The organism is Gallibacterium genomosp. 1 (assembly GCF_000771875.1).
Classification (GTDB): domain Bacteria; phylum Pseudomonadota; class Gammaproteobacteria; order Enterobacterales; family Pasteurellaceae; genus Gallibacterium.
The window spans coordinates 1-22,721 of sequence record NZ_JPXX01000024.1 but is presented as its reverse complement, the minus strand read 5'-3'; the positions used below and the strand labels follow the sequence as shown (position 1 = coordinate 22,721).

General features: G+C 40.0%; 24 protein-coding genes, 3 tRNA genes and 3 pseudogenes. 21 read left to right on the top strand and 9 right to left on the bottom strand.

The features are described from left to right. Nucleotides 1–211: 211 nt before the first annotated feature. Nucleotides 212–1,336 (top strand): AAA family ATPase, encoded by a 1,125-nt coding sequence (locus JP36_RS08925; RefSeq protein ID WP_039173979.1) that lies wholly within the window; start codon nucleotides 212–214, stop codon nucleotides 1,334–1,336. 3 nt (nucleotides 1,337–1,339) lie between these two features. After that, nucleotides 1,340–3,625: a S8 family peptidase gene (locus JP36_RS08920; protein ID WP_039173977.1), complete on the top strand. Its 2,286-nt coding sequence runs from the start codon at nucleotides 1,340–1,342 to the stop codon at nucleotides 3,623–3,625. Between the two features lie 446 nt (nucleotides 3,626–4,071). Here JP36_RS08920 and JP36_RS08915 read toward each other — a convergent pair whose 3' ends face one another. Continuing rightward, nucleotides 4,072–5,244, bottom strand: coding sequence for a phage portal protein (locus JP36_RS08915; protein ID WP_081964369.1), 1,173 nt, complete (start codon nucleotides 5,242–5,244; stop codon nucleotides 4,072–4,074). 8 nt (nucleotides 5,245–5,252) lie between these two features. Continuing rightward, nucleotides 5,253–7,025, bottom strand: coding sequence for a terminase large subunit domain-containing protein (locus JP36_RS08910; protein ID WP_156106937.1), 1,773 nt, complete (start codon nucleotides 7,023–7,025; stop codon nucleotides 5,253–5,255). Nucleotides 7,026–7,193: 168 nt separating this feature from the next. On the opposite strand from JP36_RS08910, the gene JP36_RS08905 reads away from it, so the two are divergent. From JP36_RS08905 to JP36_RS08855, 12 genes are all read left to right on the top strand, one after another. Beyond that, nucleotides 7,194–8,024 (top strand): GPO family capsid scaffolding protein, encoded by an 831-nt coding sequence (locus JP36_RS08905; RefSeq protein WP_039173975.1) that lies wholly within the window; start codon nucleotides 7,194–7,196, stop codon nucleotides 8,022–8,024. A gap of 9 nt (nucleotides 8,025–8,033) precedes the next feature. Next, nucleotides 8,034–9,068, top strand: a complete 1,035-nt coding sequence (locus tag JP36_RS08900) for a phage major capsid protein, P2 family (RefSeq protein ID WP_039173974.1) — start codon at nucleotides 8,034–8,036, stop codon at nucleotides 9,066–9,068. Then, nucleotides 9,068–9,748: a phage terminase small subunit gene (gene gpM / locus JP36_RS08895; RefSeq protein WP_039173973.1), complete on the top strand. Its 681-nt coding sequence runs from the start codon at nucleotides 9,068–9,070 to the stop codon at nucleotides 9,746–9,748. The genes JP36_RS08900 and gpM overlap by 1 nt, the downstream gene beginning before the upstream one ends. A gap of 282 nt (nucleotides 9,749–10,030) precedes the next feature. After that, on the top strand, nucleotides 10,031–10,534 hold the full coding sequence (locus JP36_RS08890; RefSeq protein WP_039173972.1) for a head completion/stabilization protein: 504 nt from the start codon (nucleotides 10,031–10,033) through the stop codon (nucleotides 10,532–10,534). Continuing rightward, nucleotides 10,534–10,743: a tail protein X gene (locus tag JP36_RS08885; RefSeq protein WP_039173971.1), complete on the top strand. Its 210-nt coding sequence runs from the start codon at nucleotides 10,534–10,536 to the stop codon at nucleotides 10,741–10,743. Before JP36_RS08890 ends, JP36_RS08885 begins: the two co-directional genes overlap by 1 nt. A 2-nt stretch (nucleotides 10,744–10,745) precedes the next feature. Continuing rightward, on the top strand, nucleotides 10,746–10,970 hold the full coding sequence (locus JP36_RS08880; RefSeq protein ID WP_039173970.1) for a phage holin: 225 nt from the start codon (nucleotides 10,746–10,748) through the stop codon (nucleotides 10,968–10,970). Further along, nucleotides 10,954–11,487 carry a lysozyme gene (locus JP36_RS08875; protein ID WP_039173969.1) on the top strand — a complete coding sequence of 178 codons (534 nt, stop codon included), beginning with the start codon at nucleotides 10,954–10,956 and terminating at the stop codon, nucleotides 11,485–11,487. The genes JP36_RS08880 and JP36_RS08875 overlap by 17 nt, the downstream gene beginning before the upstream one ends. Then, nucleotides 11,472–11,852, top strand: coding sequence for a hypothetical protein (locus JP36_RS08870; RefSeq protein ID WP_052119483.1), 381 nt, complete (start codon nucleotides 11,472–11,474; stop codon nucleotides 11,850–11,852). The genes JP36_RS08875 and JP36_RS08870 overlap by 16 nt, the downstream gene beginning before the upstream one ends. Continuing rightward, the gene (lysC, locus tag JP36_RS11380; RefSeq protein WP_324606551.1) at nucleotides 11,737–12,000 is read left to right on the top strand and encodes an Rz1-like lysis system protein LysC; all 264 of its coding nucleotides are present in this window, start codon (nucleotides 11,737–11,739) and stop codon (nucleotides 11,998–12,000) included. The genes JP36_RS08870 and lysC overlap by 116 nt, the downstream gene beginning before the upstream one ends. Beyond that, nucleotides 11,997–12,212 (top strand): TraR/DksA family transcriptional regulator, encoded by a 216-nt coding sequence (locus tag JP36_RS08865; RefSeq protein ID WP_039173968.1) that lies wholly within the window; start codon nucleotides 11,997–11,999, stop codon nucleotides 12,210–12,212. The genes lysC and JP36_RS08865 overlap by 4 nt, the downstream gene beginning before the upstream one ends. Then, complete coding sequence (locus JP36_RS08860) at nucleotides 12,209–12,697, top strand: phage tail protein (RefSeq protein ID WP_039173967.1); 489 nt, start codon at nucleotides 12,209–12,211, stop codon at nucleotides 12,695–12,697. The genes JP36_RS08865 and JP36_RS08860 overlap by 4 nt, the downstream gene beginning before the upstream one ends. Beyond that, the gene (locus JP36_RS08855) at nucleotides 12,684–13,148 is read left to right on the top strand and encodes a phage virion morphogenesis protein (RefSeq protein WP_039173966.1); all 465 of its coding nucleotides are present in this window, start codon (nucleotides 12,684–12,686) and stop codon (nucleotides 13,146–13,148) included. Before JP36_RS08860 ends, JP36_RS08855 begins: the two co-directional genes overlap by 14 nt. On the opposite strand, the gene JP36_RS08850 is transcribed toward JP36_RS08855, so the two are convergent. Next, nucleotides 13,131–13,460 (bottom strand): hypothetical protein, encoded by a 330-nt coding sequence (locus JP36_RS08850; RefSeq protein ID WP_039092361.1) that lies wholly within the window; start codon nucleotides 13,458–13,460, stop codon nucleotides 13,131–13,133. The genes JP36_RS08855 and JP36_RS08850 overlap by 18 nt on opposite strands. A gap of 69 nt (nucleotides 13,461–13,529) precedes the next feature. On the opposite strand from JP36_RS08850, the gene JP36_RS08845 reads away from it, so the two are divergent. The 7 genes and pseudogenes from JP36_RS08845 to JP36_RS08820 all read left to right on the top strand — a co-directional run bounded on the left by JP36_RS08845 (nucleotide 13,530) and on the right by JP36_RS08820 (nucleotide 18,498). After that, complete coding sequence (locus JP36_RS08845; protein ID WP_039173965.1) at nucleotides 13,530–16,409, top strand: phage tail tape measure protein; 2,880 nt, start codon at nucleotides 13,530–13,532, stop codon at nucleotides 16,407–16,409. Between the two features lie 69 nt (nucleotides 16,410–16,478). After that, a complete protein-coding gene (locus tag JP36_RS11635; RefSeq protein ID WP_167332838.1) occupies nucleotides 16,479–16,625 on the top strand; it encodes a hypothetical protein in 147 nt (48 codons plus the stop codon). Continuing rightward, entirely contained in the window at nucleotides 16,622–16,819 is a 198-nt protein-coding gene (locus tag JP36_RS08840) for a hypothetical protein (RefSeq protein WP_039092365.1), read from the top strand. Before JP36_RS11635 ends, JP36_RS08840 begins: the two co-directional genes overlap by 4 nt. Further along, entirely contained in the window at nucleotides 16,761–17,186 is a 426-nt protein-coding gene (locus tag JP36_RS11200) for a hypothetical protein (RefSeq protein WP_052119482.1), read from the top strand. Before JP36_RS08840 ends, JP36_RS11200 begins: the two co-directional genes overlap by 59 nt. 111 nt (nucleotides 17,187–17,297) lie before the next feature. Next, a pseudogene (locus tag JP36_RS11375) lies at nucleotides 17,298–17,423 on the top strand (phage baseplate assembly protein V); the annotation flags it as partial. 281 nt (nucleotides 17,424–17,704) lie between these two features. After that, the gene (locus JP36_RS11195; protein WP_052119481.1) at nucleotides 17,705–18,196 is read left to right on the top strand and encodes a hypothetical protein; all 492 of its coding nucleotides are present in this window, start codon (nucleotides 17,705–17,707) and stop codon (nucleotides 18,194–18,196) included. 17 nt (nucleotides 18,197–18,213) lie between these two features. Next, nucleotides 18,214–18,498 (top strand): hypothetical protein, encoded by a 285-nt coding sequence (locus tag JP36_RS08820; RefSeq protein WP_039173960.1) that lies wholly within the window; start codon nucleotides 18,214–18,216, stop codon nucleotides 18,496–18,498. Here JP36_RS08820 and JP36_RS08815 read toward each other — a convergent pair. The 6 genes and pseudogenes from JP36_RS08815 to tuf form a co-directional block, all read right to left on the bottom strand. Then, a pseudogene (locus JP36_RS08815) lies at nucleotides 18,495–19,497 on the bottom strand (tyrosine-type recombinase/integrase). The gene JP36_RS08820 and the pseudogene JP36_RS08815 overlap by 4 nt on opposite strands. Before the next feature lie 203 nt (nucleotides 19,498–19,700). Next, nucleotides 19,701–19,777: transfer RNA gene (locus JP36_RS08810), tRNA-Arg, on the bottom strand. A 65-nt stretch (nucleotides 19,778–19,842) separates the two neighbouring features. Next, nucleotides 19,843–19,919 (bottom strand) — tRNA-Arg (locus tag JP36_RS08805). 10 nt (nucleotides 19,920–19,929) lie between these two features. Further along, nucleotides 19,930–20,019: transfer RNA gene (locus JP36_RS08800), tRNA-Ser, on the bottom strand. Between the two features lie 134 nt (nucleotides 20,020–20,153). After that, nucleotides 20,154–22,166 (bottom strand): DNA helicase Rep, encoded by a 2,013-nt coding sequence (gene rep, locus JP36_RS08795; protein ID WP_039173959.1) that lies wholly within the window; start codon nucleotides 22,164–22,166, stop codon nucleotides 20,154–20,156. 187 nt (nucleotides 22,167–22,353) lie between these two features. Then, a pseudogene (gene tuf, locus JP36_RS08790) lies at nucleotides 22,354–22,721 on the bottom strand (elongation factor Tu); the annotation flags it as partial.

The window sequence follows — 22,721 nt, the reverse complement described above, 5'->3', positions numbered from 1 at the left end:
GGGTGCAGATCAATTTCGAGGCTTTTTCAATATAACCGAAGAAATTGGATAGATTACACAAATCGTTCTTTTATTTATTCCTTTCGTTTCTAATTACTGCATATTTGTTCTTTAAATTTTGTCATTTGTTTTATAAATTTTTCATTTCGTTCTTTACCTATTCTATTTGTTTCTATACAATGCGACTTCATTTACGAGAGGGGGTGTTAAAATGAAATATGCAATTGAAATGAGCAAGATTATTGAAGGGGCATTGAAGTACGATAGGGCGAAAGTGGTTAACTATACCAGACTGTTGATTGATAAACTGCAAACTGAGGGCGAGCAAAGAGGTGCGGTGCGTTTTAAAAAAATTTTAGAGTCCGCAGAAAGCCACAATTTGCAACCAATGGGGTTGGATAAGACATCAGCATTACCCGTGGATAATGAGTCTCGCACAATGTTGGCTGATGTGATTTACCCTGACGATAATCATATAGAGGTGATTTTGTCGCAAAATAATGCAGATAAATTAGCCAGCTTTCTGTTAAATTATCGCCATGCAGAAAAATTGTATGCGGCAGGGATTGGTTTGGTTAATACGCTGTTGATGTATGGTCCACCAGGTTGTGGCAAAACAAAGTGCGCATATTTTATTGCTAAGCAGTTGAATATGCCACTTGTGATTGCACGTTTAGACAGTTTGATTTCGTCTTATTTAGGTACAACGGCGAAAAATATCCGTTCACTGTTTGAATTTGTACAGAAAATACCTTGTGTGCTGTTTTTAGATGAGTTTGATGCCATCGCGAAAGCACGTGATGATAATAATGAACTTGGCGAGTTAAAGCGGGTGGTTAACAGTTTATTACAAAATATTGATCTCATGAGCAAGGATAGTATTGTTATTGCGGCAACCAATCATCAACATTTGTTGGATTCTGCGGTTTGGCGACGATTTGAATATAAGTTGGAGATTGGTTTACCTGATGCGACAGCAATTAAGCAGATGATTCAGCTATTTAGTCATCAGCATGTAGCCTTTGATGAGAAAACCCTTGATGAATTTGTGGCTGCTTTTACGGGATTGAGCGGTGCAAATATCGAAGTCATAATGAATAAGGCTATTCGTTTTGCGGTGGTTCACGACTTGCCTTTGAGCAAATCACAAATTTATCAGGAGTTATTCGTGTTTAAGAATGTTGTCCCTGATGAGGCGATGACAAATAAACAAGCCTTGGTGTTTAAAGCAAAATTTTTACGGGGTTGCGACAGTAAGTTATTTAGCCTGCAAACTATTGCGAATATCTTAGATTGTTCTAAAACCACTATTCAGAAAATTTTGAGCGAGGATTAAAAAATGAGTGAGAAATACTTACCGATTAAAGTGGTATTAACAAGAAATCAAGACAAGAAAGCAAACCAAAGAGGTGGTTCGATTAAATTTTTTGGTGAAGTGACTGATAAATTAAAATCGGATTTGATTGATAAATTTAATGATATTTCAACATATTATGCCTCAGTATTTAGCCAGAACCCGACAGTGCCTGCCGTTGGCAAGATTACAGTACGGGAAGAGGCGATTGCTAAATCGCATAAACCAAATGATTTATGTCGTTTTTGTTCGATTATTGGTGGCGAACGCCTTGATGAGATTTATATTAAAGTGACGGAAAAAGCGATTGAGAGCACCGTTCAACTTATTCAGAATTCACACTCTGAGAAAATTAAAGCCAATCTAACCGTGATTAAAGATATTCAGCCCATTGCAGCGAAAGATAAAATCGCCGCGACGTTGCAAGGTTTGAATCGCGAGCAATTTGAGCAAGTTAAGCATAGAATTAAAATTAAACTGTTTGATTTTGATGATGATTTGGATAATTTAAGAATTTCTCAGTACGTTACTCAACAGTTAGATCATCTTGGTTTTCAAAAGCAATATGAATTTATTCATTATGGTTCATTGAATCTGATTAAATTGCAAGTGAATGATTATCAAGATATTGATTCTCTGGCTCAAATTAATGGTATTAAGTCGATTGATGTTTTTCAGCGCTTTTCTTTGCCAAAGTTAAATAAGCTTAATATCGACTTCAAAAATTCATTTTCTACACTGAATTTTGATGAAAAGGAGACGACCATTGGGATTATTGATGGTGGAATTAGTGTTGATAACCCCTATTTAGCACAATATATCATTGCAAGAGAAGTTTATGTGGCGGAAGCCTATCAAAATCCATCACATGGTACGTTTATTGCATCGATGATCCAATATGGCAATCTGTTAAATGATCTGCCTGAAGCGCAGCATTCTCGCTTTAAATTTATTGATATTGTTGCACTGCCAAATAGTGATGCACGTTATGGAGAGGTGGATGGTATTGGTGAAGATGACTTAATGGTAATTATTGAACAGACAATGCAGAAATATGCAAATAGTACCAAGATCTGGAATTTATCATTAGGTATACCAGATAATATTTGTGGCTCGTCTATTTCGACATTCGGCGAATTTTTAGATCAGATGCAAGCACAATATAATGTGCAATTTGTGGTCTCAAGCGGTAATTATCTTTTACATCGTCAATGGCCGTCTAATATTGCAGAGGGAGATGATCAAGATCGAATTATCTCGCCAGCGGATTCCGTTCGGGCAATTAGCGTGGGCTCGGTGGCATTATTTGATTCAGAAGATTCCGTTGTGAAGGAAAATGAACCATCTTCATTTAGTCGGCGCGGGCCTGGTGTAGGCTATTCGGTTAAACCAGATATTGTGGAATATGGCGGAAATTGCGATTCTCAAACCAATTATGCTGGCATAGGTATGCGGGGGATGGATTGGCAAGGAAATGTTATTGAGGGTATTGGTACAAGCTATGCTGCCCCCCGTGCGGCGAAGAAGTTAGCTCATATTTATGATGAATTACAAGACAAAGATTTGTTATTAGCCAAAGCAATGTTAATCCATTCAGCGAGAATGAACTCTCGACTAGCATTTAATTTAACACCTGATGAAATGAAGTATTATGGTTTTGGTTTGCCCGCTGAAGATGTGCAGCAAACTTTGTTATGTAGCGAGAACGAAGTGACGTTGATTTTTAAACAGCAGATCGCTCAAGGCACACATTTGGAAATGCTCGATTTTCCTTACCCGCCCTCTCTGATTGAAAACGGTCTTTGCAAAGGCGAAATTGCAATGACATTGGTTTATAATCCTACTTTAGATAAAAAATTTGGCGAAGAGTATTGCCGTACCAACATTGATGTGAGTTTTGGTACTTTTGGTTATGATAAAAATAACAAAATAAGTTTTAAAGGTTGTATACCACTGGAAAGAGTGTGGGATGAAAAATTTGAACGGAGTATGGTAGAAAACGGCTTTAAATGGAATTCGGTTAAATCCTATCATCGCAAGTTGAGCCGTGTAAAGTTTCGTGAGGGGTGGAAATTAAGAATTGATGTGACACCACGAGGGCTTAAGCAAATTCCACCTCAAGAATTTATTTTAGTGATGACGATTAGAGATCCAAACAACAACGATATTTACACTGAAATGATCAATGGATTAAGAGATAAAGGGTTTATTACTAAGAATTTAGAAACACAACAAATGATTCGCCAACCGGTTCGGCAAACTTCTAATTAACAGAAATGTTATCTGAAGGAATCCTATCCAAAAATTTGTGTAAACGCCTGTTTCTGAGATAATCACCTTAATCAGATACAGGTATTTTTTATGACCGAAGAAAAAAATCAAGGTATTGGATACCATTATTTAATTAAATCAAATCATTATGTAAATATGGTGCAGTTTTGGATCATATTATAAATTATTAATGTAACCGCTTAAAACTACAGCAAATAGATCTGATTTTTGCGTTTTGTTGCGTTGGTTTGCGTTGAAGGATCTGAAAGAAAGGATCTTAATGCCGTTATTATGCAAAAGGCTTGGGCAGGGATCGCAATTTGCGTTGAAATCACTACATTTACTGTGCGGGCGTGGCGAAGATATGACCGCGATTTTTTAGGTGTGGTTTTGATTATAAATAGGCAAAAATAGGCAATAAAAATCCCGTGCTGAACACGGGAGAGTTAGGCGGGTTGTCGATTTTCTTGCAATTTATGCAAAAAATGATGATAAATTGCACCGCACTTTATTTGTGCTTTTAATCGTTGTCCAATAGCTTGATTTGTGCTTTTAATCGTTTTCCAATAGCTTGATTTGTGCTTTAACTCGCTTTCTAATAGCTTGTAATTCTCAAAGCGGATCACCTCAAGCCCTAGCCAATCGTTGATCTCTTTTAGCCGTTCTTGCAAGGGAATGATCTCATTGACAAAAAACACTTTTGTGGCTTTTTCTACATCACCGAAACCGCCTGTGTTATTTGGGATAATCCCCATTAATTGCGGTGGTACGCGGTGAGCGGCTAGCACATCATCACGGCTTGCATTTTTGATATTCATAAACTCATCTTTCGCCACCACATCAGATAGCGGGATCACTTGCAACCCCTCTTTTTTTCCGTTTGGCACATAGATGAATAAATTCTTGAAATTACCTGTGCCTTTGGTTTGTTTGATTTGATTTTTGATGGCTTCAATATCCTCACGGGTTTGCGTTGGGTCAGTCATATAAATAATGGATCCCGCGTGTGCACCATTCAAATAATATTTACGGCGGAACAGCGTGGCACTCTCATTTAAAAACGCCGATTGCAAACTGGCCAGATATTCAGGTGTGCCATAAATTTCCTGATTAATATCAGGGTTAATCAAGCAGAACACAGAATCTTTGGCGAACTCATATTCTTCATAGCCATTCACAATTTGGAAAAACTGCCCATCTTGCACGCCATTACGCATATATTTTGCCAAAGGGGATTTTAAGCCAATCACTTTGCCAAAGGCATTTTCCACTTTTTCGACATAAGCATAGCCGAATACCAAATAATCTTGCACCAGCTTTTCCAATTGCGTACGGGGAAAAAGTACGCTGGTTTTACAGGTGGAAAGCAAAATATTCTTTTTCACCGTGATGGCACTTTGATGATGGGGCGAGGCATTTAAGGCTTTGGCTAAATAGCTCGGGTTAATTGGCGGTTGATAATATTTATCATACATCAACACCGCTTCAAAATAGTTCAAAATCTCCGTTCTGTCTAACACAGGAATCGGCTCACCAAAACTAAAGGCTTGGGTTTTGCTATGGCTATGGTTATTGTTAAGTGTATTAAGTGCGGTCATTTTTTTACGCGTTTTTTTCATAATTTATCCTAATCAAAAGTAAAAATCGTGGATTGTTGGCTACCAAGATCACCGCCCGAGCCATAAGGCACATTTAAAATACAATTCATAATCGCCCACGAAATATCACCGTGGCTGGCTTCTTCCGAGCGATCTGAAACATAAGTTATTTTGCCCGTGCTAGTGATGCGTTTTTTAATCGTCATAAAGCTGGTGAGAATATCCACGCCATCAAATTTCAAACGGCGTTTTTGGATCAAGTTTTGCGTTTTCAAAATCATTTCGTTCTTAATATCAGGGCTATAAGTTAGCCCCGTTGCCATTGGGTAAAACTTCAGCACTTCTTGATACACACCTGATCCCATTCCCGTTTTATCAATCACAATGCGGGTAACATTATAATCATCACAAAACTGGGCAATGCGTTTGGCTTGTGCCTCGTAATCCATACCGTGAAAGGTCTGATGATGTAGCACCCGATAATCGCCGCCCTCCACGCGTGGCGGAGCAACAATTGCCAATGCCGCACGGTCGCCCGTATAAGCGGGGTCATAACCTAGCCACACTTCACGGTTACCAAAAGGACGGCTCCAATTTGGCACAAAATCGCTCCATTCCTCAAGGCTGTCCACTTGACAAAGTTGCAAATCTGCCGCCTTAAACGCACTGGTACTATCATCAGCAAATTGACACAAAAACAGTTGCTCAAATTCTTCTTTAGAGTTCTCAGCTAACAAATCTTCAATGTTAAACAGATTACAGCCACCTTCTAAGGCATCATAAATGGTAACAATTTGCTTCCACTGGCGATCGCCACACAACTTGCCCGCCCGCAAATTGGCGTGAGAAATATCAATGTCCACTTTCTCGCTTTTAGCACGGTGGCGGTTAAACGCCTTGCCCGAAAAAAACGCATAGGCAGGGTGGGCAATGGTAGTGGGGGTAGAAAAATAGGTTTGGCGATAAAACTTCTGTGCAGCCATACCCGAAGCCACTTTCCGCATTACATCGAATTTCGGCACCCAAAAGATTTCGTCAAAATACAAATTACCGTGATAAGATTGAGCCGTTGCCGAGTTTGTCCCTAAAAAGATTAATTCTGCACCATTTGGCAATTTAATGGTTTCGCCTTTCAGATCCACGTTCGCTTTCTGCTTGGCATAATTCACAATATAAGAGCGGAACTGCAACGCCTGCTTTTTACTGGCAGAGAGAAAAATTTGATTATGCCCTGTGGTTAAGGCATCGACCAAAGCTTCGTGAGCGAAATAATAGGTTGCCCCAATTTGACGACTTTTCAAAATATTGCGGATACGGTGCGTTTTCGCCTCAAACCAAACCCGCTGATAAGCAAACATCTCCTCCAAAAAGCCATTAATAAGCAATTCTTCTTGTTCTTGGTTAATGGCATTTTGTTCAGGTTTCTTACGTTCACCTTTATAACGGTTTTTCAGTTTCGGGTTTAAATCCGTTTCGTTGCCCTCGCCAAAGGAATAGCGTTTCACCCTTGCCGCCTCTTTCATCTGACGCATTAAAAAATCCAACTCTTTCAAGTCAGACCCTGTTTTCACCTCTTTCCGCAGTAATAATAAATAGCGGGTTTCAATGCCAAGTTCCACACGGCTGATCGAAGCCATATCCTCCCATTTCTCTCGTTCTTTCCAGCTCGAAATCGTGGACGATGGCACACCCAACTGGCGAGAAATTTCAGCAATTTTATAGCCAGCAAAATACATCTCTTTTGCTTGGCGTTTGTTATCTACCTCTAACGAGGCTAAGCCTATTTGCTCTTGTTCGCTCATCATTTCAAAAAAATAATTCAGAATGACCGCATAATAGAAACCCCACCGCCCACCGTCTTGCCTTTGAATGTGTTAAGCAAGTATTCACAATCGCAACCCATAGACCGCAAAAATAAAACCTTACAGAATGTTGCCAATTTGAACCTAACCCCACCAAAAGGACGAACTATGTCGAAAAAATCAAAATGGTTTGTCGTTGCAACAGAAGGTGCAACAACAGATGGACGCACGATTAATCGTAGCTGGATTGAACAAATGGCAGCTAACTACGATCCAAAAAAATACGGTGCAAGAATTAATCTTGAACACATCAAATTCCGTTATCTCTGGAATGATGAACCGCACTCAAAAAGCTATGGTGATGTGATTGGCTTAAAAACGGAAGAAAATGCCGATGGCAAATTGCAACTACTCGCACAAATTGATCCGACTGAGGATTTAATTAAGCTCAACAAAGAACGCCAAAAAATCTACACCTCAATTGAATGTGATCCCAATTTTGCTGACACGGGTGAAGCTTATTTAGTGGGGCTTGCAGTGACTGACAACCCAGCCAGCCTTGGTACAGAAATGTTGCAATTTTCAGCCGTGGCGACAGCTAACCCATTAAATAACCGCAAAGAAAAAGCAGAAAACCTATTTACTGCAGCCATTGAAACGGCTTTCGAGTTTGAAGACATCAACGAAAAACCCACTTTTTCCGTGTTTGAAAAAATCAAAGCCTTATTTGCCAAAAAAGAAAGCAACGACGAACAACGCTTTGCCGATTTGCAACAAGCCCTTGAGTTACTTGCTGAGCATACCAAAGAAACGCAGTCAAAACTCACCGCACTTGAAAGCGATTTGCAACAACATCAAGCCAAGCTCACCGACGTGCAGAATGAAAATCAGCACATCAAAGCCCAATTTGCCGAACTTGAAAGCAAACCTGCTCAGCATTACACCGCACGCCCACGCATTGCGGGGGAAGCCACTCACCAACATTTAACGGATTGCTAAGGAACTTTTATGCGTAACGAAACCAAACAGAAATTTAATGCCTATGTTGCCCGCATTGCCGAGCTGAACGGCGTAACCGTCGATGACGTAAAAGAAAAATTTACCGTTACCCCAAGCGTCGAACAAAAACTTGTGGAAAAAGTGTTGCTCAGCTCACAATTTTTACAATGGATTAATGTGGTGCGTGATCCGCTAATGGAAGCGGAGCTTGTTGGCTTAGAGGTTGCCGCAGCCATTGCCAGCACCACCGACACCAACAGCAAAGACCGCGAAACCAAAGATATTTCTGCAATGTCTGGTCGCCGTTACAAATGCGAACAAGTCAATTTTGACACCCATATCCCTTGGATTAAACTCGACCAATGGGCGAAGCACCCCGATTTTCAACAAAAATTAGCCAGCCTCACCCAACGCACCATTGCCTTAAACCTCATTATGATGGGCTTTAATGGCACAAGCCGCAGCGAAACCTCGAATTTATCCTCAAACCCAAAATTGCAAGACGTGAAAAAAGGCTGGTTGCAACAGTTACGCGAAGACAAGCCAGCCCACGTGATGAACGGTGCAAGCACGGGTAACAAAATCAAAGTGGGTAAAGGACAAAGCAAGGACAATGGCTATGAAAACATTGATGCCTTAGTAATGGACGCCGTGAACACCTTAATTGATGAAGTCTATGCGGATGACACCGATTTAGTGGTGATTTGCGGCCGCGAAATTCTCAATGATAAATACTTCAATATAGTGAATACCGATTTGAAACCAAGTGAAGATTTAGCCAGCCAAGTGATTATTTCGCAAAAACAAATTGGCGGTTTAAAAGCCATTCGCGTCCCATTCTTCCCCGCGAAGTCTATCTTGATCACCCGCCTTGATAACCTTTCTTTATATATCCAAGAAGGTTCAATGCGACGCTTTGTGATCAACAACCCAAGACGCAACCGCATTGAAGATTTCCTCTCGCAAAATATCGATTACAAAATCGAAGAATACGGCTGTGCGGCACTGATCGAAAATATCACCTTTGAGGATAAAGAAGCATAATGGCTGAAAGATTATCGCCCGCTCAACGCCACTTAATGGAAGTTTCCGCCGCGGTAGCTCACGCGGCGGAGAATGAGGATTTAAGCCAATACAGCGAATATGAAAAACGCTGTCGCCTATTGGCCCGCCACAAGAAAAACCTCAAAGAACTGCAATCTAACGAGCGAAAAGCCGCATACAAAAAAGGCATTTTGCCCGAATTTTTACCCTGGATTGAAGGGGCATTGTCTGCGGGAACAGGCAAACAAGACAGCGTACTGATGACATGGCTGGTGTGGGCGATTGACTGCAACGAATATCACCTTGCCTTGCAAATTGCCCGTTATGCCGTGTTCCACGATTTACGCCTGCCCGAGCCATTCACCCGAACACTTGGCACGCTATTAGCAGAGGAGTTTGCCGACAAAGCTAAAGCGGCAATGGCAATCAACCAGCCTTTTGACGTGATGTATTTAGAGCAAGTGCAACAGCTCACTGCCAATCTTGATATGCCCGATGAAAGCCGAGCGAGACTTTTGCGAGAACTGGGCTTATTGCTAGCCGAAAGTCAGCCAGAACAAGCCCTTGCGTATCTCGAAAAAGCCCTCAGCCTCAATCAACACATCGGCGTAAAAGGGGAAATCAAAAAATTACGCAAAACGCTCAATTTAACCGCTCAAGAAGGCGAAAACAGCGAATAAATCCCCGTGTAAATCGCCCGAACAGGTGGCAATTTTTAGGAAAATTTTGCTTGTTTGAGCGTAGCGAGTTCAAAATTTTCCGTTAAGAAAATTGCCACTAAGAGAGGAAAAGCGATTTAGTCGGGGTGTGTTTTTTGGTTCTTTTTTTGCACAAGCAAAAAAGAACAGCAACCGAGCATATCACGCCACGGCGGGGCGGATTAAACGTGCGGTCAAAAAAATCATCGAATTTTACCACCGCACTTCATTAATCCCCACCCCGCATTTTTTAAGGATAACACAATGTCAGACGGTACAATTTCCATCAAACTCGCCCCCAATTACGCAATGCCAGCCGTGCAACACCAAGTGGACAGCCTAAACGCAGAAGACATTATCCGCAACGACGGCTTTTTTCCCGATTTATCGCTGGCAGATTTTCGCCACCAAGCCCGTGTAGATGGCACGGTTACCACCGCACGGCTACAAGATGCCGTTATTGAAGCAATGGCAAGCGTGAATCAAGAGCTGGCAAGCCTTAAAACCCAATACGGCGATCAGCCTTTTTATGCCATTGGCAGCCCACAAATCAACGGCGAAAGCCTAATGGTTTACCGTTACCGCCGTGCTGTAACCTGCCTTGCACTGGCTAATCTCTATGAGCGTTACACCAGCTACGACACCACCAACGACGGCGAGAAAAAAGCCGAATTGCTCAACGAAAGCATTGATGAATTACGACGCGATGCCCGCTTTGCCATCAGTGATATGTTAAAAGTGCGAAGAATAAATGTGGAGTTGATTTAATGAAAGTCTATGCTCAACAAAATGACAATCTCGATGCCATTTTATACCGTTATTTCGGCGATCCAATGGGATTATTAGAAATCACCTGCGAACTCAACCCGCACTTAATGCACCTACCGATTTTGCCATTAGGAACAGAAGTCATTTTACCTGATCCAGATACCGACAAAATCAGCGTTGCACAAGATAGCGTGCAACTTTGGAGCTAACAATGCACGACACCACAACCAAAGTTTCTTACACGGGAGCGGGGTTTACTTTCATAATGGGGCGAATTGCCGATATGTTTAGCAATATTAACTGGGCAGATGCCGCCTCCATTGTGGGGATAATCATCGGGATCGCCACCTTTGCCATTAACTGGTACTACAAGAAAAAAGATTTTGAACTGAAAAAACAACAACTTGAGGGAAGAAACAATGACCACAATCCGTAAACAGATTGGCAAAAATCTCGCGATTTGTAGCGTTACAGCCGTCATAATGCTGGTTATCAACCAATACACTGACAAAATTCGCACCTCCGAACAGGGTTTAGCCCTTATCGGCAATGCGGAAGGCTGTTACCAACAGCCCTATCAATGCCCCGCAGACGTACTCACGGTAGGCATAGGCTCAACGGAAGCCAGCGGACAAAAAATCACCCAACGCCATTACAGCCTTGAAGAAATTGCCGCCCGCTGGGTGCGGGATATTCAACGTGCCGAAGCCTGTGTAAACCGCTATGCTAACGGACGCAATATGCCACAAGGTGCATTCGATGCACTGACTTCCATCACCTTTAATGTAGGCTGTGGAAAAATGAAATCCTCAACCCTCTACAAAATGGCAATGAATGGCTACAGCCCCGCAATGTGCGACCAATTCCCCCGCTGGGTGTATGCCAACGGCAAGGTATTAAAAGGCTTGGTTGATCGCCGTAACAAGGAGCGTGCCAGATGTTTAATTTCTTAACATTGAAAGAAAAAGGGCTGTTATTGATTGGTCCTGTCATATTGGTGCTGATTATCCTCTTTCAAGGTTGGCAAGCCACCCACTGGCACGAACAAGCCATCAAAGAAAGCCAGCTCAAAGCCCAATGGCAACAGGCATACCAAGCCCTAAACCAAGATGTTAAAAAATTTACCGAGCAACAAAATAAGCTGATTGCCGAGCTAACAAACCAAAAAGCCGAACACCAACAGCAAAACAAGGAATTACACAATGCACTTAACCAACACCAAAATTGGGCTAATCAGCCTTTGCCTGCTGATGTGCAACGCCTGCTCAACCCAAACCGTGCCACAACCACGCCCGATACTTTGCCCACAAAGCAATGAGTGCGGTAGTTTTTCCGCACAGATTCGCACCAATGGCGAACTGGCAAAAGCCTATGTGCAGGCACAACAACATTTGGCATTGTGCATCACCGAAAACCAAGCCCTGAAACAGTGCATCACCGAATTTAATCAACAGGATAAGCAATGACAGACAACCTAGACCGAGCGCAACAAATCGAACAAATGCAACGCGAAATCGCACTAAAAAAGCACCGCACTTTTAAAGGTGTGAGTGCGCTATATTGCCAAGATTGCGATGAGCCAATCCCAGAGGCAAGACGAAAAGCTCTGCCAGGTTGCACCCGTTGCACCGAGTGCCAAACGATTTTTGAGCAACAAAAACGGAATTTTAGCCGATGAAAAAACCAAACCAACTGCGCGCCGTCCTTGAAAAAAGCTATCCTGATTTTGTCGCCAATCCAGACAGATTACAGCTTTTTGTCGATAACGGTCGCATTATTGCCACGGGCGGACATAGCCTAAGTTTCGAATATCGTTACACCCTTGACATTATCGCAACCGATTTTGCCGATGATCTCGCACGCCTGATTGTGCCAATTGAAGCCTATCTCAAAACTAATCAGCCAGAACTGTTTGAAAACCCACAACGGCGAGAAGAAGCCTTTAAATTTGAGGTGGATTACAACAATAACAACACCTTAGATGTCGCCTTTAAAATTCAGCTCACAGAACGGGTGGTCGCCAAGAAAACAGGAGAAAACGAACTGAATTTGGAATATGCGCCAGAGCCACAATGTCTTGATGATCAAATGTTGGAACAATGGCAAGTTTATCTGAAAAAACAATTAATTTTTGAAAGTGAAACCTTAAATGGCAACCATTGAAGAAGTCAATACAAGGCTGAATGCCCTGATTAATAATCTCAAGCCCCAAGCTCGCCGAGCATTGGCGCGAAACATCGGGCAACAGTTACGCAAAAGCCAAGCTAAACGCATTGTCAGCCAACAGAATCCTGATGGCACAGCCTTTGAGCCTCGCAAACCACAAAAACAGTTACGCAAAAAGAAAGGCAGAATCAAACGCAAAGCAATGTTTGCCAAACTCCGCACTGCAAAGCACCTGCGTTTCCGTGCGGAAAGCAACGGGATCAAAGTGGGCTTTAACGGTGGCTCAGCAGCCATTGCTAATATACACCAACAAGGCTTAAAAGCCCGAGTACGGAAAGACAGAGATTACAAAGTGCAATATGCCCAGCGTGAATTGCTGGGCTTTAGTGATGAAGATAAGGAATTGATTGAGGAGTTGGTTATTGAGCAGTTAAGGTTTAGAAATTAAATCGTTCCAGCTTGCTTTAAATTCGGCTTTGGCTTTTTTATAGTCCGCTTTTTGGTCATCAGGAACAGGAATAAACCATATAGCAATAGCAAAAACAATGATCGTGACGAATGTCCAACCTAGCCAACCTTCCAAATAAAGCACGGGGAATAACATTATTAGCATTGCGGCAAGGGAAATATACCAAAAGCGGATAGCTAACATAATTAATGCTGATACAAGGATAACTGTAATGCCTAAAGCAAAGACTGTACCAGCAACAAGTAATCCGAGCCAGATAAATGCACCGATGAAAAAAATAAGTATTTCCATAATACCTCCCCTTAGCTTTTCTATTATTGAATTATTATTTTTTTATTGTCAAGAAAAATAGGTTAGAAGATGAAGAATCTAGAACTCAAAGTTATTTTAAATGCAGTAGATAAGCTCACTTCACCTTTGCGAGGTGTGCAAAAACAGCTTGATAAGTTACAAGGCAAAGTCAAGGGGGCAGCGGATGAATTAAATACATTAAAACAACAAGAAAAAACGGCGAATTCATTTAAGCGGCTGAGTGATGAATTGCAGCAAAATAACCATAAATTGGTTAACGCAAAAGCTGCGGCAAAACAATTGGAACAGCAGCTAAAAAATACAGTCAACCCTACTGCAAAATTGAAAAAACAAGTTGCGGATGCTTATAAACAGGCTAATAAAATGGCGCAAGCACAAGAACAGCAACGAAAGAAGTTGAATAAATTACGAAAAAATTTGCGCCAAGGGGGATTTGATACTGCAAAATTTAAGGTTAGCCAGCAAAAACTTAAGGAAAAAATAGAACAATCGACGGCAGCAATTGATAAACAAAATGCAGCAATGAAAAAGCTGCAGCAAAGACAAGCTAGAAAACAGGCTTATCGAAATAATGTAGAAACCTTAAAAACAAATAGCGAGCGATTGCGCAATATGGGACAGAAGGCAATGCTTACTGGTTCCGCAGGAAATATGGCGGCAGTGGCAATGTTAAAACCTGCGGTTGAATTTGAGCAAGCATTTTCAAAAGTACAGGCATTAACCAGATTAGATAAAAACAATGCTGCAGATGCGGCAAAAATCAAAGCATTAAGAGATCAGGCGATTAATTTAGGGGCAACGACATCATTTACATCATCTCAAGTAGCAGAAGCACAAGGATATCTGGCAATGGCTGGATTTGATACCGAAAAAATTCTGTCTTCTATCTCTTCTGTTTTAAATGTGTCTTTGGCTTCTGGAACAGAATTGGCAAGAGTCTCGGATATAGTTTCAGATATTTCTTCTGGTTTTAAAATTCCGGCTAGTGAAATGAAAAGAGTTGCAGATGTTCTAACTTATACCTTCACCACATCAAACACGTCAATCGAAACATTGTATGAAACAATGAAAGAGGGTGGGCCTATTATGACTGCTTTGGGACAGTCTTTTGAGTCAACTGCTGCAATGGCTGGATTAATGGGGAATGTAGGGATTAAAGGATCATCGGCAGGAACAGCTTTTAAAAATATTGGGTTAAATTTAATCGGCAATAAGCATCTGAAAAAATTAGGTGTAAGAGAAAAAGATAAAAAAGGTAATATGCGACAATTACCTGAAATTTTAGCAGATATTAATAAAAAAACATCGAGAATGGGTAATGCTGCTAGAGCTGAAATTGTTGAAAGTATTTTCGGTAAAATAGGAATTGCAGCAGCTTTAGAATTATTAAGTCAATCAGATAAAGCGCTGCAAGAATATGAAAATAATATCAAGCAACAAAGTAAAGATACGGCAGCCAAGGTTGCTACCATAATGTCAGATAACCTAATGGGGGATTTAAAAGGGCTTGATTCCGCTCGCGAAGCATTGGGAATAACTATTTTTGACGGACAATCAAACGCATTGCGAGAACTTACGCAAACCGCAACCGGTTGGTTAAGAACGGTGAATGAATGGATTAAAGCAAATCCTGAATTGACAGCTAAAATAGTAAAATGGGTTGCAGTCATCGCAGGAAGCTTAACCATACTTGGAGCATTAAGTATGTTATTCAGTTTTATGTTATATCCTGTTGGTCGTTTAATTTTGGGATTTGGTCATTTAACAGGAATAACTCGTTTATTTGATAAAGCGCTGTCAAAAACATCAAAATCTACAATATTAGCAAATAAACAGTTATTTTCTTATAAGGGGACATTATCAGGATTCGCTAAAGGCGTAGGTTTCGTTAAGCAAAAATTTTTCTCTTTGGGAGCTGCATTATTTTCGACTCTCAAAAAAATGAAACAGCTTTCTTTTTGGGTAAATCTATTAAAAACGACATTTAAAGTTGCTTTTTCTCCTATAAGAATGATCGCTATGGGTATAGGTTCAGCCATTAGCTTTTTGCTTTCTCCAATCGGATTACTCGTTGCCGCATTGGTTGGTGCTGGTGTTATCATTTATCGCAACTGGGAAAAAGTGCGGGCATTTTTTGGCGGATTTTGGGAAGGCTTAAAATCAGAGCTTGCCCCCGTGATTGAAAAATTCAAGCCATTAGGCGATCTCTTTGGTATTGTGGTCGGTTGGGTTGAAAAAGCAGTGAAATGGTTTACTGATTTGCTCTCGCCGGTGCAAAGTACGTCGAAAGATTTGGATAGCGCAGCGGCAGCAGGTAAAAAATTTGGCGAATGGCTTGCTAAAGGAATTGATTTGGTAACAAAACCATTGCAATGGTTGATGGATAGCATTAAGTGGGTTATTGATAATATGCCTAGCATTGAAACCCAAGAAAAGTCAATGTCCAAAGCAATGACCCAAGATAACGAAGGAGGGAAATTTTTTATGTCTGGCACAGGCATAGAGCCAGAACAACCAAAAGTGCCAAATAAAAATAGCTGGTCAGGCGGTTACGCAGGCAACGGTGGCAAATACCAACCGAAAGGCATTTTTCACGGCGGTGAATATATTATGACAAAAGAAGCCACATCTCGCCTTGGCGTGCCGTTGCTCAATGCCCTAAATTACGGCAAAAATGCAATGCTCGCCGCAGGGCTTGGCGTGAGTGTCGCTACAGCCCAGCCAATTAAGGTGGATAACCGACCGCCGCTAAGTGCAAAAACACAAACCACCCAGACGGCAAGCCAACCAATGCAAGTAACCATAAACATCAATGCCCAACAAGGACAAAGTGCGGTGGATATTGCTAAAGAAGTGGAAAAAGCCTTGCGCAACCTTGAAAACCAAAAACAAGCCCGCGCAAGAAGTTCATATCGAGATAGAGATTAAGGGCGAAAGCCCTTTTTTATTGTTGATCAATAGAAAAGGTGATAGGATAGCAGAAAAAGGAGGTTAGCAATGAATAAAAATGCACCTTTCATTCGTGAAATTATTGACCGTACTCAAACTATAAAAGGTGAACGAGTAAGAGGCAATAATCCCAAAGAAATAAACGTGAATATTCAAACTATCTTAAAACAACAAGTCATAAGGACAGTCCTATGAAAATAAGCCCACATATTGAAAAAATGTTGAAAGAAAGTGATGCTCAAGGCGTGGAAGGCGTTTCTGTTTTTGAAAATGACGCTCAAGCGGTGCTTCAGTCTTTAGCCATTCAACATTTAGCAGGCAAATTAAACAATGATCACCCAAAGAAAAATAAACGACGTCATCATCAGCCACGACTTTTATCAGCTTAGTGAAAAAATTGGCTATACCGCAGATATTATTCTTGATTATCAGCAAGAAATTGGGCAGCTGATCCAAACTTGGAAATTAGCAAAATGCGTTGAAATTTATCAAGACAATTCAGATTATGCTTACGGCAGAATAAAAGATACAAATTCTACTGATGGTTCTTCGCCTTATTACATTGGGGTATTTCACTCACGCGTATTGCCAGATGATAATGACCCATTATTAGTCTTAACCTTTTCTGGTGATGTTCTCATGATAAGAATGTTTGCCGATCACGATGAATTATTTGGTACTTTTCAAGAAAAGCATAACAAAAGCAAATTAAAATCGATAAAACAGCGTATTTCATCATTTCTATTTAAAAAATAAGCAAGTTATTTAACTTGCTTTTTTGTTATCCCCAAATCCACATCGCAAACCGCTACCCAATCCTTATCAAATCCCCAACAATAGCCCTATTTATCATCTATCAATCGTGCTATGTCCGCAGAAAATAACCGCAAAATAGAAAATTTGATCCGCTATGGCGTGATTGCCGAAGTGGATTGTGCTGCTCGCCGTGCGCGTGTGCAATCAGGCGAAATCTTAACAGATTGGTTGCCTTGGAGTTCTGTCAATAACTGTACGGAACAAAAAATAGACAATTTAACGTTATTTTTAAATGCTCGCCAAAATGATGTGGAAATCGTGCAAAAAGCACTCAAACCAATTTGTTTACCACTCAATGATCGACAGTTAGCTTATTTATTGAAAGGAAATTTATTGGTGTTAAACCATAAACAATCGGTGAGATTTATTAATAACAAGGTAGAAATTATCCAAAACCAAGAACCTGTGCCGTTTATGGGTGATGCCGGGGAGTGGTTTGTGCAGTGAGGAAATGTATTATGAAATCATTTAATTTAGAAAAGGCGTTGGCAGGTGAACCAGTAATCTTAAGAAGTGGAGATAAGGCATTTATTAAGTATAAAATTCCTGAAGAGTATCATAGCTTATATCCATTGCAAGGTTTTTCCATTGATAAAGACGGAGCTGTTTATGTGCTTTCTTGGGGAACAGATGGAATTAATGATTATACAGGTGAAACTGATGTTGATATTATCGGAATGTGGGAAGAACCTATTAGATATATCAACGGCATTGCAGTTCGTGAACCAGTAACAATAGAAACACTAGAAGAAGGGGAAGTATATTGGTATGTAGATTTGTATGAAAGCAACGAGTTTTCTGATTTTGTAGCACTGGATGAATTTAGTAAAGAAGATGATTTTGATAGACGCTTGATTGAGCTTGGTTTTGTATTTAGAACAAAAAGAGATGCAGAAGCAATGGTTAAAGCTATCCTAAATTATAAAGTAAAAATAAAAAATAAATGTTAATTCTAGGAGAATAAATAATGCAATTAATTACAAACGAGCAACTACACCAAGAATTGCAAGCCTTACGAACTCTTGTGGCTAGCACAATGCTTGATGAAAAAAGCACGTTGGTTTGGACTGCGCAGGATATTGCGGATTATTTCCAATTTAGCTATGAGCATACTAAAAGAGCAGTGATTGCCGATCCTGATTTCCCCAATGCGATTGAATTGCAAAAGCGCACTGGGGGAAAAGCGGCTAATCGTTGGTTGGCTGGTTATGTGATCGCCTTTGCCTGTAAGCGGGCAAGAAATCGACGCTAGTCTAACAAATGTGCCACTTTTTTCATATCGGGGGCATAGTAGGTATTTTGTAATATGCTTAAATCTCTATGCCCTGATATTTTTGCCAAGGTCATCACATCAACTTTTTCAGCCAATCTTGTCAGTGCTTCGCGACGGGTATCGTGAAAATGTAAATCTTCTAGCATCATTCTATTTTTCAACTTGCGGAAAAGCGCATCAAGCAACGATGAGCTAAGCTGGAAAACACTTTCACCCTCTTTTATTTGCTCTAATAATTTTAATATTTTGATCGCTTGGGTTGATAATGGCACATCTCTGGGCCAGCCATTTTTAGTTTTCGGCAAGTGGGCAATGCGATCTTCAAAATGGATATGCTCCCAGGTTAAATTGACAATTTCACCTGCACGCATTGCGGTTTCAATGGCAAATAAAATGGCTGCGCCCACCCTTGATGTGGCGGTAGTCGGCAATTCATCAAAGGAAAATCCCGAACTGTAAATCAGTGCATCAATTTCATCTTGGCTATAACGTCTTGTACGAGGCTTAGGCGTTGCAGGTTTCTTCACGCCTTTCAAAGGATTATTTTTGAGCAATTTCCATTCGGTTATTGCCGTGTTAAAAATATGGCTAATTACCGCCCATTCTCTTAATACCGTCGCTGATGATACGGTTCTCAAGCGTTCATCTCGCCATTTCTGAAAATCTTCTTCTTTTAGTTCTTTGAGGGATTTTTTTACTATCGGCAATTCTAAAAAGCGATATAACAAGAGTGTTTCTTTTCTTGCACTGCGTTTTTTTAATGTAACTTCTCGCAAATAACGTTCAACCACATCGCTAAAAGGTATATCGACAATTTCACTATATGAGCCTGTTTCAATTTCAATTTCAATTTCCATTTCTGTTCTATTCGCCCAAGCGACAGCTTCCGCTTTTGTGCGGAATGACTTTGATTTAACAACGCCTTTTTTTTCTGACTTGCGCTCGCCAAGTCGCATTTCTTTTTGTGAATGTTGCCATAAATCTTAAATATCCAGTCTGGTGCAATAATTGGTGCATTTTTGGTGCAAATAAATGTTACAACAGATCAAATATGATCACAATCAAGCCAAAAATAGAGCATAGAAAATTAAGAAAAACTGGAAAAATACATTATTTTTCAAGCAAATATCATATTAGATCAAGAAAAAATGGATTTTTGTATTAAGACGAATTTAGTGAAATGGCGCACCCGAAAGGATTCGAACCTTTGACCGCTCGGTTCGTAGCCGAGTACTCTATCCAGCTGAGCTACGGGTGCGCAGATAATTTTTGATTTGTCGATTATAACACTCATTCTTTAATTACTCTAGAGTAGCGAGTAAATGGCGCATCCGAGAGGATTCGAACCTCTGACCGCTCGGTTCGTAGCCGAGTACTCTATCCAGCTGAGCTACGGATGCGTCGAATAAATGGCGGTGAGAGAGGGATTCGAACCCTCGATAGAGTTTCCCCTATACACCCTTAGCAGGGGTGCGCCTTCAGCCTCTCGGCCATCTCACCTCATTCGGTTGAGTCGCTATAATATGGATTTTAAAAAATAAGTCAACGCTTTTTTTCAAATGGGCTCTATTTTAGGATTGGTTGCGTAGATTATCATCAAAATATCTAATTTATAACCAACCCAATACCTATATTTAATCCTCTAACAAAGCTTTCAATCGTGCAAAACCTACCTGTTGCTTTTGTTTTTTCTCAACTTCTGTTAATGGTACTTTATCTCTTTCCCATTGCAAATAATCTTGTGGTAACTCTAATAAAAATCGGCTAGGCTCCATTTTTACTAGCTCTCCCATCTGTTTGCGTCTTTTACAACAAGAAAAGGTTAACTCTTTTTGCGCTCGAGTAATTCCAACATAAGCGAGACGACGTTCTTCTTCAATATTATCATCATCAATTGAATTTTGATGAGGTAAGATCCCTTCTTCCATTCCAATTAAATAGACATAAGGAAACTCTAAACCTTTAGAAGCGTGTAATGTCATCAATTGTACTTGATCCCCTTCTTCCTCATTCTCGCTACGCTCCATCATATCACGTAGGGTTAAACGTAATACTGCCTGTGATAAAGTTAGTGGCTCGTTAAATTCATCTCCTTGCAGCATACTATCAACCCATTGCAATAAAGTTGCTACATTTTTAGTTTGTATCTCTGCAACTTTGGGATTTGAAGCCTGTTCATAAAGATAATTTTCATATTGAATATGGGAGAACATTGCTTTAATTGCTTCTTGCGCCTCTCCTCTCACTACTTCATCTGAAGCCTTGACCACCCATTCCGCAAAATCTTGCAATGCTGTATAAGCTTTTGCTGTTACTCGTTGCAATAACTCAAAATCAAAAATTGCTTCAAATAACGAACAATGTTTCTCTTTTGCTAACAGTCCTAATTTTTCTAAGGTTGCTGATCCAATTTCTCGTCTTGGTGTATTGATAATACGAATAAAGGCCGCATCATCATCTTGATTTACCAACAGCCGCAAATACGCCATAATATCCTTAATTTCAACACGCGAGAAAAAAGATATCCCTCCTGAAATTTTATAAGGAATTCTATTTTGCATTAAGGTTTTTTCTAACAAACGTGATTGATGATTCCCTCTATATAAAATTGCATAATCTCGATAAGCTGTTTTATTTAAAAACCGGTGAGACATCAACTCCGCCACAACACGTTCTGCCTCGTGTTCTTCATTTTGCGCTTCAATAACTTGCAATAAATTCCCAGTTCCTAAATTAGAAAACAATCGCTTAGAAAAAATATGATCATTATTATCAATTAATATATTGGCACAATGTAAAATACGTTGTGTAGAACGATAATTTTGTTCTAATTTAATCACTGACAATGTCGGAAAATCGTCCCTCAAACGAACAATATTTTCTGGATTAGCACCTCTCCAAGAATAAATAGATTGATCATCATCACCAACCACTGTAAATTTTGCCGCTTTACCAACAAGCAATTTGATCAATTCATACTGGCTAGTATTAGTATCCTGATACTCATCAACTAATAAATATTGAATCTTTTCTTGCCATTTTTCTCTAATCGTATCATTAGTACGCAACACCAACGTTGGTAACATAATCAAATCATCAAAATCTACTGCATTCAAAGCCTGCATTTGCGCCATATATTGCTGATAATATGATGCAAATAGATGTTCAACTTCATTTTTAGCTAATTTCATCGCCTCATTCGGCAAAATCAAATTATTTTTACATAAAGAAATATAATTAACTAATTGATTTAATTTGTCTTTATCCGCTTGCAAGGAAATTTTGGTCAACTCTTTTAGTAGTGCCAACTGATCGTGTTCATCAAATAAAGTAATGCTTGACTTAAAAGATAAAGCCTGATGTTCTTTTTTGACAAAATCAAAGCCTAATGTATGAAACGTACAAACCGTTAATCCTTTACTCTTTTTCATACCAATAGAATGCGCCACACGCTCTTTCATTTCTCGTGCTGCCTTATTAGTAAAAGTAACAGCAGCAATTTTAGTGGGGGAATAGTTACAATGTTCTATCAAATAAGCAATTTTATTAATGATAACTCGTGTTTTCCCTGAACCTGCCCCAGCAAGAACAAGACAAGGAGTGTCAATAGTTGTTACGGCCTGTTGCTGTTGTTGATTTAATTTCATCAGTAATTCTATTAATTTAACTTTATAATTGATAAAAATTGTTATCTTAATAAGTAATATAACCTAAATAGTATGCAATTCTAAAACAAAATAAACCAATATAATATGGCGTTATATCCTTAATTTTCTTAATAAAAAAACCCGCCTAAAAGGCGGGTTTCAAATTACTCTCTATTGTCAAATCTAATTATTTGATGATTTTTGCTACCACGCCGGCACCTACTGTACGGCCACCTTCACGGATCGCAAAACGTAAACCTTGATCCATCGCAATCGGGTGGATTAAGCTTACTGTCATCTTCACGTTATCTCCTGGCATTACCATTTCTACGCCTTCCGGTAACTCGATTGTTCCAGTTACGTCAGTTGTACGGAAATAGAACTGTGGACGATAACCTTTGAAGAATGGTGTGTGACGTCCACCTTCTTCTTTTGATAATACGTAAACTTCTGATTCAAAATCTGTGTGTGGAGTGATTGAACCCGGTTTTGCTAATACTTGACCACGTTCGATTTCTTCACGTTTTGTACCACGTAATAATGCACCGATGTTTT

Bases quoted from the DNA above. Each gene is read 5' to 3' on its own strand.
- JP36_RS08925 (WP_039173979.1), top strand. From the start codon at position 212: ATGAAATATGCAATTGAAATGAGCAAGATTATTGAAGGGGCATTGAAG.
- JP36_RS08920 (WP_039173977.1), top strand. From the start codon at position 1,340: ATGAGTGAGAAATACTTACCGATTAAAGTGGTATTAACAAGAAATCAA.
- JP36_RS08915 (WP_081964369.1), bottom strand. From the start codon at position 5,244: ATGAAAAAAACGCGTAAAAAAATGACCGCACTTAATACACTTAACAAT.
- JP36_RS08910 (WP_156106937.1), bottom strand. From the start codon at position 7,025: ATGAGCGAACAAGAGCAAATAGGCTTAGCCTCGTTAGAGGTAGATAAC.
- JP36_RS08905 (WP_039173975.1), top strand. From the start codon at position 7,194: ATGTCGAAAAAATCAAAATGGTTTGTCGTTGCAACAGAAGGTGCAACA.
- JP36_RS08900 (WP_039173974.1), top strand. From the start codon at position 8,034: ATGCGTAACGAAACCAAACAGAAATTTAATGCCTATGTTGCCCGCATT.
- gpM (WP_039173973.1), top strand. From the start codon at position 9,068: ATGGCTGAAAGATTATCGCCCGCTCAACGCCACTTAATGGAAGTTTCC.
- JP36_RS08890 (WP_039173972.1), top strand. From the start codon at position 10,031: ATGTCAGACGGTACAATTTCCATCAAACTCGCCCCCAATTACGCAATG.
- JP36_RS08885 (WP_039173971.1), top strand. From the start codon at position 10,534: ATGAAAGTCTATGCTCAACAAAATGACAATCTCGATGCCATTTTATAC.
- JP36_RS08880 (WP_039173970.1), top strand. From the start codon at position 10,746: ATGCACGACACCACAACCAAAGTTTCTTACACGGGAGCGGGGTTTACT.
- JP36_RS08875 (WP_039173969.1), top strand. From the start codon at position 10,954: ATGACCACAATCCGTAAACAGATTGGCAAAAATCTCGCGATTTGTAGC.
- JP36_RS08870 (WP_052119483.1), top strand. From the start codon at position 11,472: ATGTTTAATTTCTTAACATTGAAAGAAAAAGGGCTGTTATTGATTGGT.
- lysC (WP_324606551.1), top strand. From the start codon at position 11,737: ATGCACTTAACCAACACCAAAATTGGGCTAATCAGCCTTTGCCTGCTG.
- JP36_RS08865 (WP_039173968.1), top strand. From the start codon at position 11,997: ATGACAGACAACCTAGACCGAGCGCAACAAATCGAACAAATGCAACGC.
- JP36_RS08860 (WP_039173967.1), top strand. From the start codon at position 12,209: ATGAAAAAACCAAACCAACTGCGCGCCGTCCTTGAAAAAAGCTATCCT.
- JP36_RS08855 (WP_039173966.1), top strand. From the start codon at position 12,684: ATGGCAACCATTGAAGAAGTCAATACAAGGCTGAATGCCCTGATTAAT.
- JP36_RS08850 (WP_039092361.1), bottom strand. From the start codon at position 13,460: ATGGAAATACTTATTTTTTTCATCGGTGCATTTATCTGGCTCGGATTA.
- JP36_RS08845 (WP_039173965.1), top strand. From the start codon at position 13,530: ATGAAGAATCTAGAACTCAAAGTTATTTTAAATGCAGTAGATAAGCTC.
- JP36_RS11635 (WP_167332838.1), top strand. From the start codon at position 16,479: ATGAATAAAAATGCACCTTTCATTCGTGAAATTATTGACCGTACTCAA.
- JP36_RS08840 (WP_039092365.1), top strand. From the start codon at position 16,622: ATGAAAATAAGCCCACATATTGAAAAAATGTTGAAAGAAAGTGATGCT.
- JP36_RS11200 (WP_052119482.1), top strand. From the start codon at position 16,761: ATGATCACCCAAAGAAAAATAAACGACGTCATCATCAGCCACGACTTT.
- JP36_RS11195 (WP_052119481.1), top strand. From the start codon at position 17,705: ATGAAATCATTTAATTTAGAAAAGGCGTTGGCAGGTGAACCAGTAATC.
- JP36_RS08820 (WP_039173960.1), top strand. From the start codon at position 18,214: ATGCAATTAATTACAAACGAGCAACTACACCAAGAATTGCAAGCCTTA.
- rep (WP_039173959.1), bottom strand. From the start codon at position 22,166: ATGAAATTAAATCAACAACAGCAACAGGCCGTAACAACTATTGACACT.